12 protein-coding genes and 2 pseudogenes are annotated in these 13202 nt (G+C 73.0%); 9 read left to right on the plus strand and 5 right to left on the minus strand.

Translation table 11 applies throughout. The features are described 5' to 3' along the window. Window positions 1-18: 18 nt before the first annotated feature. Complete coding sequence (locus tag DRB96_RS31045) at window positions 19-1083, plus strand: NAD-dependent epimerase/dehydratase family protein (protein ID WP_112451449.1); 1065 nt, start codon at window positions 19-21, stop codon at window positions 1081-1083. Between the two features lie 42 nt (window positions 1084-1125). Here the strand turns inward: DRB96_RS31045 and DRB96_RS31050 are convergent, their stop codons facing one another. Beyond that, window positions 1126-2235, minus strand: a complete 1110-nt coding sequence (locus DRB96_RS31050) for a HAMP domain-containing sensor histidine kinase (RefSeq protein WP_112451450.1) — start codon at window positions 2233-2235, stop codon at window positions 1126-1128. After that, window positions 2228-3028, minus strand: a complete 801-nt coding sequence (locus tag DRB96_RS31055; protein WP_112451451.1) for a response regulator transcription factor — start codon at window positions 3026-3028, stop codon at window positions 2228-2230. Before DRB96_RS31055 ends, DRB96_RS31050 begins: the two co-directional genes overlap by 8 nt. Before the next feature lie 123 nt (window positions 3029-3151). Here DRB96_RS31055 and DRB96_RS31060 point away from each other — a divergent pair. The 4 genes and pseudogenes from DRB96_RS31060 to trpS form a co-directional block, all read left to right on the plus strand. Then, window positions 3152-3436 (plus strand): annotated as a pseudogene (locus tag DRB96_RS31060) (glycosyltransferase family 2 protein); the annotation flags it as partial. A 101-nt stretch (window positions 3437-3537) separates the two neighbouring features. After that, window positions 3538-3867 carry a hypothetical protein gene (locus DRB96_RS43935; protein WP_204357853.1) on the plus strand — a complete coding sequence of 110 codons (330 nt, stop codon included), beginning with the start codon at window positions 3538-3540 and terminating at the stop codon, window positions 3865-3867. A 62-nt stretch (window positions 3868-3929) separates the two neighbouring features. After that, window positions 3930-4679 (plus strand): GntR family transcriptional regulator, encoded by a 750-nt coding sequence (locus DRB96_RS31070; protein ID WP_112451452.1) that lies wholly within the window; start codon window positions 3930-3932, stop codon window positions 4677-4679. A 227-nt stretch (window positions 4680-4906) separates the two neighbouring features. Further along, window positions 4907-5980: a tryptophan--tRNA ligase gene (gene trpS / locus DRB96_RS31075; RefSeq protein ID WP_112451453.1), complete on the plus strand. Its 1074-nt coding sequence runs from the start codon at window positions 4907-4909 to the stop codon at window positions 5978-5980. 91 nt (window positions 5981-6071) lie between these two features. Here trpS and DRB96_RS31080 read toward each other — a convergent pair. Next, window positions 6072-6505: pseudogene (locus tag DRB96_RS31080) on the minus strand (hypothetical protein). Between the two features lie 265 nt (window positions 6506-6770). Between DRB96_RS31080 and DRB96_RS31085 the strand changes: the two are divergent. Continuing rightward, window positions 6771-7511, plus strand: a complete 741-nt coding sequence (locus tag DRB96_RS31085; RefSeq protein ID WP_112451454.1) for a tRNA-dependent cyclodipeptide synthase — start codon at window positions 6771-6773, stop codon at window positions 7509-7511. Continuing rightward, window positions 7501-8685: a cytochrome P450 gene (locus DRB96_RS31090; RefSeq protein ID WP_112451455.1), complete on the plus strand. Its 1185-nt coding sequence runs from the start codon at window positions 7501-7503 to the stop codon at window positions 8683-8685. The genes DRB96_RS31085 and DRB96_RS31090 overlap by 11 nt, the downstream gene beginning before the upstream one ends. A 91-nt stretch (window positions 8686-8776) precedes the next feature. Here the strand turns inward: DRB96_RS31090 and DRB96_RS31095 are convergent, their stop codons facing one another. Together DRB96_RS31095 and DRB96_RS31100 are read right to left on the minus strand one after the other, a co-directional pair. Next, window positions 8777-9529, minus strand: coding sequence for an amino acid ABC transporter ATP-binding protein (locus DRB96_RS31095; RefSeq protein ID WP_162689006.1), 753 nt, complete (start codon window positions 9527-9529; stop codon window positions 8777-8779). Window positions 9530-9537: 8 nt separating this feature from the next. After that, entirely contained in the window at window positions 9538-10497 is a 960-nt protein-coding gene (locus DRB96_RS31100) for an ABC transporter substrate-binding protein (RefSeq protein ID WP_112451457.1), read from the minus strand. A gap of 89 nt (window positions 10498-10586) precedes the next feature. On the opposite strand from DRB96_RS31100, the gene aceB reads away from it, so the two are divergent. Together aceB and DRB96_RS31110 are read left to right on the plus strand one after the other, a co-directional pair. Next, on the plus strand, window positions 10587-12185 hold the full coding sequence (gene aceB / locus DRB96_RS31105; RefSeq protein WP_112451458.1) for a malate synthase A: 1599 nt from the start codon (window positions 10587-10589) through the stop codon (window positions 12183-12185). Continuing rightward, window positions 12182-13066, plus strand: a complete 885-nt coding sequence (locus DRB96_RS31110; RefSeq protein WP_112451459.1) for a 3-hydroxybutyryl-CoA dehydrogenase — start codon at window positions 12182-12184, stop codon at window positions 13064-13066. Before aceB ends, DRB96_RS31110 begins: the two co-directional genes overlap by 4 nt. The last annotated feature ends 136 nt before the right edge of the window (window positions 13067-13202 follow it).

The following is a 13202-nucleotide window of genomic DNA, read 5'->3' on the forward strand; positions in this document are numbered from 1 at the left end:
CTGCGTAACGTCCCGGGCATGCGCGTACTCGTCACCGGAGGAGCCGGGTTCATCGGCTCCCACATCGTCACCGCCCTCGAGGACCGCGGGCACGAACCCGTGGTCCTCGACGCCCTGCTGCCCGCCGCCCATCCCGGTACGCCACCGCTGCCCGGCGCCGAGTTCCTGCACGGGGACGTACGGGACGCCGGCGCGGTGCGGGCCGCATTGCGCGGGGTGGACGCCGTGTGCCACCAGGCGGCCATGGTCGGGCTCGGGAAGGACTTCGCCGACGCCCCGGAGTACGTCGCCTGCAACGACCTCGGGACGGCGGTGCTGCTGGCGGAGATGGCGGCCGCCGGCGTCCGGGAGCTCGTACTGGCCGGGTCGATGGTGGTCTACGGGGAGGGCCGGTACGAGTGCCCGCGCCACGGGGTGGTCCGCCCCGGGCCCCGGCTGACGGCGGATCTGGCCGCCGGCCGGTTCGAGCCGCGCTGCCCCGACTGCGGGGCCGAGCTCGCGCCGGGCCTGGTCGGCGAGGACGCGCCCACCGATCCGCGCAACGTGTACGCCACCACGAAGCTCGCCCAGGAGCACCTGGCGGCGGCCTGGGCCCGGTGCACGGAGGGCCGGGCGGTGTCGCTGCGCTACCACAACGTGTACGGGCCGGGCATGCCGCGCGACACCCCGTACGCCGGCGTCGCCTCCTTCTTCCGCTCCTCGCTCGCCCGGGGCCAGGCCCCCCAGGTCTTCGAAGACGGCGCGCAGCGGCGGGACTTCGTCCACGTCACGGACGTGGCCGCGGCGAACGCGGTGGCCCTGGAGGCCGTCGGCGCACGGGAGGCGGGCACGCTGACGGCTTACAACACCGGCAGCGGAGAACCGCACACGGTCGGAGAGATGGCCGCCGCGCTGGCCGCCGCGCACGGCGGCCCCGCCCCGGTGGTGACGGGCGGGTTCCGCCTCGGCGACGTCCGGCACATCACCGCCGACTCCGCCCGGCTGCGCCGCGAGCTGGGCTGGCGCCCGGAGGTCGGCTTCGCGGAGGGGATGGCCGCGTTCGCCCTGGCCGGGCAGCGCGCGTCGGCGGGCTCGGCGGGCTGAGCCCGGCGCGGGGCGCCGGCAGGGGCCCCGCGCCGGTACGGCCTACGCGGGGGCCGGGAGGGTCAGTTCGAAGCGGCAGCCACCGGGCACGTTGTGGACGTCCGCGTGCCCGGAGTGGGCTTCGACGATGCCCCGGACGATGGCCAGGCCGAGCCCCGCGCCCGAGGGGGGCGTGCGGGCCCGGGAGCCCCGCCAGCCGGTGTCGAACACCCTGGGCAGGTCCTCCTCGGGGATGCCGCCGCAGGCATCGGTGACGGACACCACGACCGCGTCCGCGCGGCGTTCGGCGGCGATCGCGACCGTGCCGTCGGCCGGGGTGTGGCGGATGGCGTTGACCAGCAGGTTGGACAGCACCCGGGTCATCTCCTTGCCGTCGACCTCCACCGGCAGCGGGGCCACGCTTCCGCCGGCCAGGCGCACCCCGTGTTCGCGGGCGAGGGCGTCCGCGCCGGCGAGCGCGTCGCCGACCAGGTCGTAGAGGGACATCCGGGTGGGTGCGAGGCAGAGGGCGCCCGCGTGGATGCGGGACAGCTCGAACAGGTCGGTGACCATGGAGTTGAGGCGGTCCACCTCGGCGCGCATCTGGTGGTGGTAGCGGGCCGGATCGGCCACCACGCCGTCCTCCAGCGCCTCCGACATCGCGCGCAGCCCGGCCAGTGGGGTCCGCAGATCGTGCGAGATCCAGGCCACCAGCTCGCGCCGCGAGGTCTCCAGGGCCCGCTCCCGTTCGCGCGAGGCCGCGAGCCGCTCACCGGTGAGGGCCAATTCGCGGCTCAGCGCCGCGAGTTCGGCGGGGGCGGGCACGACGGGAGCCGTGAAGGTGCCCTCCTCCCCGAAGTCCTTCGCCGCGGCCACGAGTTCCCGGCAGCGCCGCACGACCTGCCGGCCCAGCAGCAGCGCGGTGCCCAGGGACACGGCCGCGGCCATCGCGACGACCGTGGTCACCACGAAGAGGTCGTGGGAGGAGAGGAACATCGCCCATGCCACCGCGAGCGTCCCGGCGAGCATCGCGGACACGGCGACCGCCGCGACGACCGCGAGGGACACGGCGACGCTCCGGCGGCGCAGTATCCGCAGCGCGACGGCGCCGAGCAGCCCGGCGGCTCCCGCGCCGAGGAAGGCGTACAGGGCGATCAGCAGCAGGTCACGCACGGCCGTCCTCCCCACGGGCACCGGCCGCGCCCCCGGCCGGGCCGACCGGGCAGGGCCCCGCTTCGAAGCGGTATCCGGCGCCCCACACGGTCCGGATCAGCTGTGGATCGGCCGGATCCCGCTCGATCTTGGCCCGGAGCCTGCGGACGTGGACGGTGACGGTGGACAGGTCGCCGAAGTCCCAGCCCCAGACCTCGCGCATCAGCCGTTCCCGGTCGCAGACCTGGCCGGCGTGCCGGAGGAAGTGGACGAGGAGGTCGAACTCCCGCAGGGTGAGGGCCAGTTCCACTCCGTCCCGGGTCACCCGGCGGGCCGCCGGGTCCACCGTCAGACCGGCCGCCACGAGCAAGGGCTCGTCGGCCGGGGCCGCCGCGGCCGACCTGCGCAGGACCGACCGTACGCGCAGGACCAGTTCGCGCGGGCTGAAGGGCTTGGTCATGTAGTCGTCCGCACCGACTTCGAGGCCCAGGATCCGGTCGTCCTCGTCACCGCGCGCGGTGAGCATGACCACGGCCACGGGACGCCTTCCGTCCCCCTGCGCCCGCAGCCGACGGCAGACCTCCAGGCCGTCCATGCCGGGCAGCATCAGGTCGAGGACCACGAGGTCGGGCCGGTGCCTGGCGGCGGCCTCCAGCGCGGCCGGGCCGTCCGCGGCCCGGTGCACGGTGAATCCGGCCCGCTCCAGGTAGCCCGCCACGACTTCCGAGACGGTCGGATCGTCGTCGACCACGAGGACGCGGCCCGTGACGTCGCCGCGGGCCGGGCCGCGGTCGGTTTCGCTGCTGGATGCCATGCCTCCAGAGTGACACCGCGCCGCGCCGTGTGGACCCGGGCCCACTGCCGTGGGGCGCGGTGTCCGCGTTTCGTAAGGTCTTGCGGTGCCCTTCGCCGCCTTCCGGTTCCTACGGTGTGGAGGGTGACTCCTTCTGCTTGCCGTCCGCCCCTCGCGGACCTCGTACTGCCCTGTCTCGACGAGGCGGAAGCCCTTCCCTGGGTGCTGGCGCGGGTGCCCGCCGGGTGGCGGGCCGTCGTCGTCGACAACGGCTCCACCGACGGCTCGGCGGCCATCGCCCGCGCCCTCGGCGCCACCGTCGTGCACGAGACCCGGCGCGGCTTCGGCGCCGCCTGCCACGCCGGGCTGCTGGCCGCGCGCGCCGAACTGGTGTGCTTCTGCGACTGCGACGCCTCCATGGACCCCGGCCGGGCTACGACGACCCCTCGGCCGGATCCCGCTACTCCCTGCTGCGCCTGGTCCTGCCCGACTCCTGGGCCTTCCCCGCGCTGGTCGCCGTCCTCGCGGCCGTGTCCCTGTACGTGATGTGGCGCGGGGATCCGCGGCGGCCGTGGAGCGGCGCCCTGCTGGTCACCGGCTGGGCCTTCGCCCTCCTCACCCCCGGCTACCCCTGGTACGCGCTGCTCCTGATCGCGCTCGTCGCCCTGGACGGACGCTGGGAGTGGCTCGGCATCGCGCTCGCGGGCGCCGCGGTGTACGTCCTCGGCCCGACGGTCGGCTACCAGGCGGCCCTGAGCAGCACCGCGTACGGCTCAGCGGCCGCCCTCGTCCTGGTGACGGCCCCGGTCCGGCGGCGAGCCGCCGCACGGCACGCCGCTCCCGCGAGACGGACGGTCTAGGCTCGCCCACACCTTCGTCGCCCTCCGGACCGCCGCCCGTCCCGGCAGAGTGGGAGCCCGCCATGCCCGTGGAGCCCGTGTTCACCCACGTGTCGTCCGGTGGCGGCCAGCCGCCGTACGTCCTGGCCCAGCAGGCCCTGGCGCACGCCATCGCGGCCGGCGCCCTCGCGCCGGACCAGCGGCTGCCCTCCGAGCGGCACCTGTGCGAGCAGCTCGGGATCAGCCGCTCCACCCTGCGCCGCACCCTCAAGGCCCTGGAGGAGGACGGACTGGTCGAGTCCTCCGAGCGGCGCGGCTGGCGGGTGCGGCGGGTCGGTTTCAGCCACTCCGCGGACACCGCGGCCCTGGCCGGCTTCGGCGGGGTGAACCGGAGCCTGGGCCGCGCGGTCACCGCGCGCGTACTGGGCGCCCGTACCCGGCCGGCCGCCTCCGAGGAGGCCGAGCGGCTCCGGATCACCACCGGGGCCGAGCTGTTCGAGCTGCGCAGGCTGCGCTTCCTGGACGGCCTGCCGGTGTGCGTGACGCACGACCTCGTACCGCTCGCCGTCGCACCGGCCGTCGCGGGGGCGGACTTCACCACCGCCTCCCTCTTCGGCGTCCTGGCCGCCGCCGGGCACGTCCCCGTGGGCGCCCGGTACACGGCCCGCGCCGCCCTCGCCGACGCCGAGCAGGAGCGCCTGCTGGACCTGAGCGGCCCCTCGGCCGTCCTGAACACGCGCCGCCTGTCGCTCGACGCCGAGGGCGCTCCCTGCGCCGACACCCGGGAGACCTACCGGGGCGACCGCCACGAGGTACGACTGACCCTGGGGTGACCCTCGGCCGGCCGACCCTCGGCCGACTGACCCTCGACCGTCCCTGGCGGGCCCTTGGTCCACACTCTCGCGCCATCCGCCCTTTTTCACACCCGCGAGGTGGAATTGCACCGCCTTGGGGCGTATACCTGGAACCATCTGGTCTGCCTCTGGTATAGGCGGCCGGTCTGGGTGCCGCCCCGAGCCACCCACGTCCACGGCACCGCGCACGCAGGAGGAATCCGCCGATGAGTACGTCCACGACCCCGGCCCCGGACCTGTCGGTCGCACGGCGGCGCAGCACCGAGCTGGAAGGGCTGATCGCCGCCGATCCGGGCCGGTTCCGGGTGCTGACCGGCGACCGGCCGACGGGACGGCTGCACCTGGGGCACTACTTCGGCACCCTGCAGGGCCGGGTCAGACTCCAGGACCTGGGCGTGGACACCTTCGTGATCGTGGCCGACTACCAGGTCCTCACCGACCGGGACGTCGCCGAACACCTCGCCCGGCACGTCGAGGACCTCGTGCTCGACTACCTGGCGGCCGGGATCGACCCGGAGCGGTCCACGATCTTCACCCACAGCTCGCTGCCCGCCCTCAACCAGCTGCTGCTGCCCTTCCTCTCCCTGGTCTCCGTGGCGGAACTGCGCCGCAATCCGACCGTCAAGGACGAGATCGCCCACTCCCGGCAGGCATCGGTCAGCGGGCTGATGTTCACCTACCCGGTGCACCAGGCCGCCGACATCCTGTTCTGCAAGGCCGATCTGGTCCCCGTCGGGCAGGACCAGCTCCCCCACCTGGAAGTCACCCGCACCATCGCCCGCCGCTTCAACGACCGCTACGGCCAGGACGGTCCGGTCTTCCCGGAGCCCGACGCCCTGCTGTCCGCCGCTCCGCTGCTGCTCGGCACCGACGGCACCAAGATGAGCAAGTCGCGCGGGAACGCCATCGGTTTGTCGGCCACCGCCGACGAGACCGCCGCCCTGGTCAGGAGCGCCAAGACGGACGCGTCCCGGCGCATCACCTACGACCCGGCCACCCGCCCCGAGGTTTCCGGCCTCGTCCTGCTCGCCGCCCTGTGCCAGGAGCGGGACCCTCGGGCGGTCGCGGAGGAGATCGGCGACGGCGGCGCGGCGCAGCTGAAGAAGACGGTCACCGAAGCGGTCAACGACCGCTTCGCACCGCTGCGGGCGCGCCGCGCGGAGCTCGCGGCCGACCCCGACCACGTACGCGACGTGCTGCGCGCCGGCAACGAGCGGGCGGGCGCCGTCGCGGAGGCCACCCTCGCCGAGGTCCGGGCCGCCATGGGGATGGCGTACTGACGGCACCGGGCGCCGGCCCGGCCGGGTGGCCGAGGGGGCCCCGGGCTGCCGGCCGCCCCGCCCACCCGAGCCGACGGGCCCAGCGGCAGCGCTACGGGAAGAGGCCGTCCACGAGCTCCGTCAGCGCCGCCGTCAGCGCGGGAAGGCCGGGGCCGGCGGGGCCGCCCGGTTCGGTCATGTATGTGTCCCGGCGGATCTCGATCATCAGCGCGCCGACCCGGTCGTCCTTGCCGTAGTGCTCCAGCGGTACGTACGTGCCGGCGAAGGGGCTATCGAGCCCCGTGCCGCCGAATCGTTGACGAACTGCCACGGCGTGACGGCGGATCCCGCCGCGGCGGCCGCCGCGATGTCCGCGGTGTGGGAGTCGGTGATGTGGTCCAGCTCCCGCTCGAGCGCACGGTCGTCCAGCAGGATGCCGCGGCGGACGGGCTCCGGTACGAAGCGCGAGGAGTGCGGGACGTGCAGGATCACCGGCGACGCGGCCGCGCCGGGGAGGAGTCGGAAGGGTGCGTGGGCCTGGTCCATGCGTGGTTCCTCGGTGAGGGGGCTCCCGTCGGGGGCCGTGCGCGGCCCAAATCGACTGTACCGGCCCACCGTTCGAGGCCTGGGGGGAAGCGATCATTCCGATTGTGTCGGACCCCCCGCGACCCGCCGGTCTGGTACCGATATATCGATGCCCTAGTCAACTGTGCTGTCCGACAGGTGAGTTACCGACCAGAAGCCATGGAATGCCGCCCACCGTTCGGGTACGGTCCGTGACGTCGCCGCCACACCTTGGGCACAAGGCCCCATGGGACTAGCGGCACAAAGGACCCGACACCTGTTGACGACAGCGACCGAAGTCTTCACAGTCCGGCCGTACACCCCGCATTGCCAGGTGATCCACCATGAGGGCGATCACGCCGTCATAGGCATCTCACCAGGAAACAGCTACTTCTCGGCCCAGCGCGTCCTCGACCTCGCCCAATGGGGAATGCGCAACTTCCAGCAGGTCGACATCATCTACACCGACCTCCACGTGGCCGACATGTACGAGGCCCTGGGCTACGACCCGGACGAGGCCCGCCGCAAGGCGGTCAAGAACCTGCGCGGCGTCCGCGCCAAGGTCAACAACGCCGCCGCCGAGACCGACCCCACCGGCGTCCGGCTGCGCGCCCGTCCGATGTCGGCCCTCACCGACATCCCCGCGTACCGGGCCCTGCACAGCCACCTGACCAACCTGCTGGACAACGACCCGGAGTTCCGCACCACTTGCGACTCCCTGGTCGACAGCTTCCTCTCCTCCAAAGTCCTGGACGGAAAGGCGGCCACCACCCGGCAGCGCGAAGTCTGCCTGAAGTACGTCTGCGCGGAAGCGCCGCTCTTCCTCGACACGCCCGCCATCCTCGGCGTGCCGTCCTCCCTCAACTGCTACCACCAGCTCCTGCCGATGGCGGAACTGCTCTACTCACGCGGCTATGGTCTGCGCGCCTCGCGCAACCAGGGCCACGCCGTGATCACCCCCGCCGAAGGAGACCCCGATGCCCGCTGACACCCTTCTGGACTTCCCGTTCTCCGCACGCGGCGACCAGCTCCCCCACGAGATCGAGGAGCTCCGCGACGAGCCGGTCAAGCGGGTCCGCACGATAGCCGGGGACGAAGCCTGGCTCGTCTCGTCCTATCCGTTGGCGAAGCAGGTCCTCGAAGACCCCAGGTTCAGCCTGAAGGACACGTCGGCGCCCGGCGTACCCCGCCAGTACGCGCTGACGATCCCGCCCGAGGTCGTCAACAACATGGGCAACATCACGGGCGCCGGGCTGCGCAAGGCCGTCCTGAAGGCGATCAACCCGAAGACCGACGGGCTCACCGACTGGATGCGCGCCCACGCCTCCGAGCTGATCGACAGCCTCCTCGTGCACGGTGCGCCCGTCGATCTGCGCGGCCAGTTCACCAATCCGTACGCCGAGAACCTGCACTGCCGCATCCTCGGCATCCCCGAGGCCGATGCGCCGCGCCTGGCCGCCAGCCTCGACATCGCGTTCATGAACTCGGCCTGCCCCGTCACCGGCGCCAAGCTCAACTGGGACCGGGACATCGCCTACATGGTGGAGCGCCTCGACGACCCCTCCACCACGGGCCTCATCGCCGAGCTCGCCGCCCTGCGCAAGGACTCCCAGTACGACCACCTCACCGACGAGATGCTGGCCACGGTCGGCGTCACACTGTTCGGCGCCGGGGTCATCTCCACCATGGGGTTCCTGACGATGGCGATCGTCTCGCTCCTCCAGAACCCGGACGTGTGGCAGGAGCTGCGCGAGTCCCCGGAGCGGATCCCCGCCGCCGTGGACGAACTCCTGCGGGTCAACCTCTCCATCGCGGACGGTCTGCCCCGGCTCGCGCTCGAGGACCTCACCCTGGGCGACGTCGAGGTCAAGAAGGGCGAGCTCCTCCTCGTCCTGGTCGAGGCCGCCAACACCGACCCGGCCGTGTTCCCGGATCCCCACGCCTTCGACATCGACCGGGAAAACGCCGCCACGCACCTCTCCTTCGGCGGCGGCCAGCACTACTGCCCCGCCACCGCCCTCGGGAAGCGGCACACCGAGATCGCCATCGAGGTCCTCCTGGAGAAGATGCCCAACCTCCAGCTGGCGGTGCCGGTCGACCAGCTCGTCTGGCGCACCCGCTTCATGAAGCGCCTGCCCGAGCGGCTCCCCGTCCTCTGGTAGCAGGACCGCACCCGGTACGCCGACAGCCCCGGCCGGATGTTCCGGCCGGGGCTGTTCAGGGCGCCCTGCCCGGCCCTCGGGCCGGGGTCCGTCACAGGGCCTTGGCGAGGAAGGCGCGGGTGCGGGTGTGCCGCGGGGCGTCCAGGACGGCTTCGGGCGGACCCTGTTCCACGACGACCCCTTCGTCCATGAACACGACGGTGTCGGCGACCTCCCGGGCGAAGCCGATCTCGTGGGTCACCACGATCATGGTGGTTCCGGCGCGGGCCAGGTCCTTGATGACGTCCAGGACCTCGCCGACCAGTTCCGGATCGAGCGCCGAGGTCGGCTCGTCGAAGAGCAGCACCTTGGGCTCCAGCGCGAGCGCGCGGGCGATGGCCACGCGCTGCTGCTGCCCGCCGGACAGCTGCCGCGGGTAAGCGCCGGCCTTGTCGGCCAGGCCCACGCGCTCCAGCAGCCGCAGGGCCGCTTCCCGCGCCTCCCCCTTCGGCCGGCGCAGCGCGGAGACCGGGGCCTCGACCACGTTGTCCAGCACGGTGAGGTGCGGAAAGAGGTTGAAGTTCTGGAAGACGAAGCCGATGTGCGTGCGCTGCCTCAGGACCTCCTTCTCCTTGAGCTCGTAGAGCTTGCCCCGGGCGCCGCGGTAGCCGATGAGCTCGCCGTCGACACTGATCCAGCCGCGGTCGACCTTCTCCAAGTGGTTGATGGTGCGCAGGAGCGTGGACTTCCCCGAGCCCGACGGGCCGAGGATCACGGTGACTTCACCGGCGCGCACCCGCAGGTCGACGCCGCGCAGCACCTCCAGCGGCCCGAAGCTCTTGTGGACCGCGCGGACGTCGACCATGAAGTCGCTCACGTGTGCTCGGCCGGGTTGATCCGCGAGGTGTCGATCGCGGACGCGGTGGTTCCCCACTTCTGCAGGATCCGGGCGTAAGTACCGTTCTTGATGAGCTCGTTGACGGCTGCCTGGAAGGCCGGGGTCAGCGCCGAGCCCTTCTTGAAGGCGAAGCCGACGTCCAGCCGGTGGTACTCGCCGAGGAAGGTGGTCTGCGCGGCGGGCTGCGCCGCCTGGTAGCGCAGGCCGTTGATCGTCGACATGACGACGTCGATGCGGCCCTGCTGCAGGGCGGTGGTGACGGCCCCGGTCTCGGAGAAGACCTTGACCTCGTACGGCTTCTTGCCCGCCGTGGCGCACACGCCCTTCTGCGCGGTGAGGGTCTTCTCGAACGTCGTGCCCGCCCCGGTGCCGATGGTCAGCCCGCACAGCTGGGTGAGGTCGGAGACCTGCGTGGTGAGCGCGGTGTTGCCGGTCTTGACGGCGAAGCCCTGGCCGTCGTTGACGTAGGTGACGAAGTCGATGGTCTTCAGGCGTTCGGTGGTGACGCCGAAGTTGCCCGTGCCGAAGTCGTACTTGCCGCTGCCGAGGGCGGGGAGGATCGTCTCGAAGGAGGCGTCCTGCCGCTCCAGCCGCAGGCCGAGGACCTTGGCCGCCGCGTCGGCCACGTCGATGTCCTGGCCGGCGGGCGGCTTGTCCTGCCCGTTCGGGTAGTAGGCCGAGGGCGGGGCCCCGACGGAGCCGCCGACCCGCAGGGTGCCCGCCTTGCGGACCTCCGGCGGGAGCAGGGCGGCGATCGAGTCCACCGCCCGCACGCCGGCGACGGGGTCGTCGGCCGGGGCGGGCGAGACCTGGGCCCCCGCCACCGCCGGGGCTCCGCCGGAGGAGCCGCAGGCCGTCAGCGCCGACACGGGCAGCAGGGCGAGGAGGGCGGCGGTGCGCAGGCGGGTGCGGATCCCGTTCCCGGGGAGGTTCACAGCGGGGAGGCCTTTCCGTGGCGGGGCGTGGCGAGGAGCCCCACGCCCGACGCCCCACGCCCGACGCCCACGCCGAGGAGCAGAACCGCATGTCACTCAAGCCACTGACCAGCAGCGTCAAGGTCCTCGGCGCGCCGGGTGAGCGCCACGAGGAGATCCTGAGCCCCGAGGCCCTGGAGTTCATCGGACGGCTCGACGCCGCCTTCGCGGACCGCCGCCGGGAGATCCTCAAGGAGCGCCGCCGCCGCTCCGCCCACCTGGTCTCCGGATCGCCCCTGGACTTCCCCCGCACCACCGCCGCCGTCCGCGCCGACCCCGACTGGCGGGTGGCCCCGCCCGCACCGGGACTGGCCGACCGGCGGGTCGAGATCACCGGCCCGCCGGAGCGCCGGATGGCGGTCAACGCCCTGAACTCGGGGGCGAAGGTCTGGATGGCCGACTTCGAGGACGCCACCGCCCCGACCTGGGAGAACGTCATCGGCGGCCAGCTCAACCTGCTCGACGCCATCGAACGCCGCATCGACTTCACCACCCCCGAGGGCAAGGAGTACCGGCTCGGCGCGGACCTCGCGACCATCATGGTCCGCCCGCGCGGCTGGCACCTGACCGAGGAGCACCTGGAGATCGACGGCCGGCCCGTGTCCGCCTCGCTCGTGGACTTCGGCCTGTACTTCTTCCACTGCGCCCGGCGCCAGATCGACGCCGGGCACGGCCCGTACTTCTACCTCCCCAAACTGGAGAACCGGTACGAGGCCCGGCTGTGGAACGACATCTTCCTCTTCGCCCAGGACCTGCTGGACATCCCGCGGGGCACGGTCCGCGCGACCGTCCTCATCGAGACGATCACCGCCGCGTTCGAGATGGAGGAGATCCTCCACGAGCTGCGCGAACACAGCGCCGGACTGAACGCGGGCCGCTGGGACTACCTCTTCAGCCTGATCAAGACCTTCGGCCACCGCACCGACTTCCAGCTTCCCGACCGGGCCAAGGTCACCATGACCGCCCCGTTCATGCGGGCGTACACCGAACTCCTCGTCCGCACCTGCCACAAGCGGGGCGCCCACGCCATCGGCGGCATGGCGGCCCACGTCCCGAGCCGGGACGCGGGGGCCAACGCCGCCGCCCTGGCCAAGGTCCGCCTCGACAAGGAGCGCGAGGCCGAGGACGGCTTCGACGGCTCCTGGGTCGCCCATCCCGGGCTCGTCCCCGCCTGCCGCGAGACCTTCGACGGAGTCCTCGGGGACCGCCCGGACCAGCGGGAGCGCACCCGCGAAGACGTCGAGGTCACGGCCGCCGAGCTGCTGTCCGTCCGCCGGACCGCCGCCCCGCCGACCTCCGAGGGCATCCGCTCGAACGTCGCCGTGGCCCTGCGCTACTTCGACGCCTGGCTGCGCGGCAGCGGCGCCGTGGCCCTGAACGGGCTGATGGAGGACGCCGCCACCGCCGAGATCGCCCGGGTCCAGATCTGGCAGTGGCTCCGCCACGACCGGGTGGAGCGCGGGACCGTCATCGACCTCCTCGACACCGAATGCGCGGCCCTGGAGGCCGAGGACCCGCGGGCGCTCGCCCTCGAAGCACGGGAGGTCTTCGTGGACACCGCGCTCTCGGTCCACCTCCCCGCCTTCTTCACGCCCGAGGCCTACACCCGCCACCTCGTCCGCCGCACCGGCGTGCGGGTGAGCGCGTGAGCGCCCCCGCGGCGCCCGCCGGCATCCGGCGCGTCGGAGTCGTCGGCGGCGGCCAGATGGGCGCGGGCATCGCCGAGGTGTGCGCCCGCGCCGGACTCGACACCGTCGTCGCGGAAGCCGACGCGACCGCCGCCCGCGCCGCCGGCCGACGCGTGGCCGACTCCCTGGAGCGAGCCGTCCAGCGGGGCAAGCTCGACCGGATCTCCGCCGAGGACGCCCTGGCCCGGCTCGTCTTCACCGGAGACCTGGGGGACCTCGCCGACCGGCAGCTCGTCATCGAAGCCGTCACCGAGAACCCCGAGGCCAGGACGGAGGTCTTCACCCGCCTCGACAAGACCGTCGAGGACCCCGAAGCCATTTTGGCCACCAACACGTCCGCCATCCCGGTCATGCGGCTGGGCACGGCCACCGGACGCGCGGACCGGGTGGTGGGCCTGCACTTCTTCAACCCCGTCCCCGTGCTGCCGCTGGTCGAGGTCGTCCCCTCCCTCCACACGTCGGCGGACACCCTGGCCGCGGTCGAGGCCTTCGCCCGCGAGACGCTGGGCAAGACCACGGTCCGGTCCCAGGACCGGGCGGGCTTCGTCGTCAACGCCCTGCTGATCCCCTACCTCCTCTCGGCCGTTCGCATGGCCGAATCCGGGTTCGCGAGCGCAGCCGACGTGGACGCCGGCATGGAGCTGGGCTGCGCCCACCCGATGGGGCCGCTCAAGCTCGCCGACCTGATCGGACTGGACACGGTCGCGGCGATCGCCGAGTCGCTGTACGAGGAGTTCAAGGAACCGCTCTACGCCCCGCCCCCGCTGCTCCGGCGGATGGTGCAGGCGGGGTTGCTGGGCCGCAAGAGCGGCCGCGGGTTCCACACGTACGGCCGGGGCTGAGGGGCCCCGGCAGGTCTCCGCGCCGAGGGTGCGCCGGAGACGAGCGGACCCGGCGGGGGCGTGGCGAGTGGTGTCGCCGCACCCCCGCCGTGTCTGGGAACGACCGCCGTCATACGCACCGGGCCCGGACGGGTCT

Origin of the sequence: Streptomyces sp. ICC1 (assembly GCF_003287935.1) — a bacterium.
Lineage (GTDB): Bacteria > Actinomycetota > Actinomycetes > Streptomycetales > Streptomycetaceae > Streptomyces > Streptomyces tritrimontium.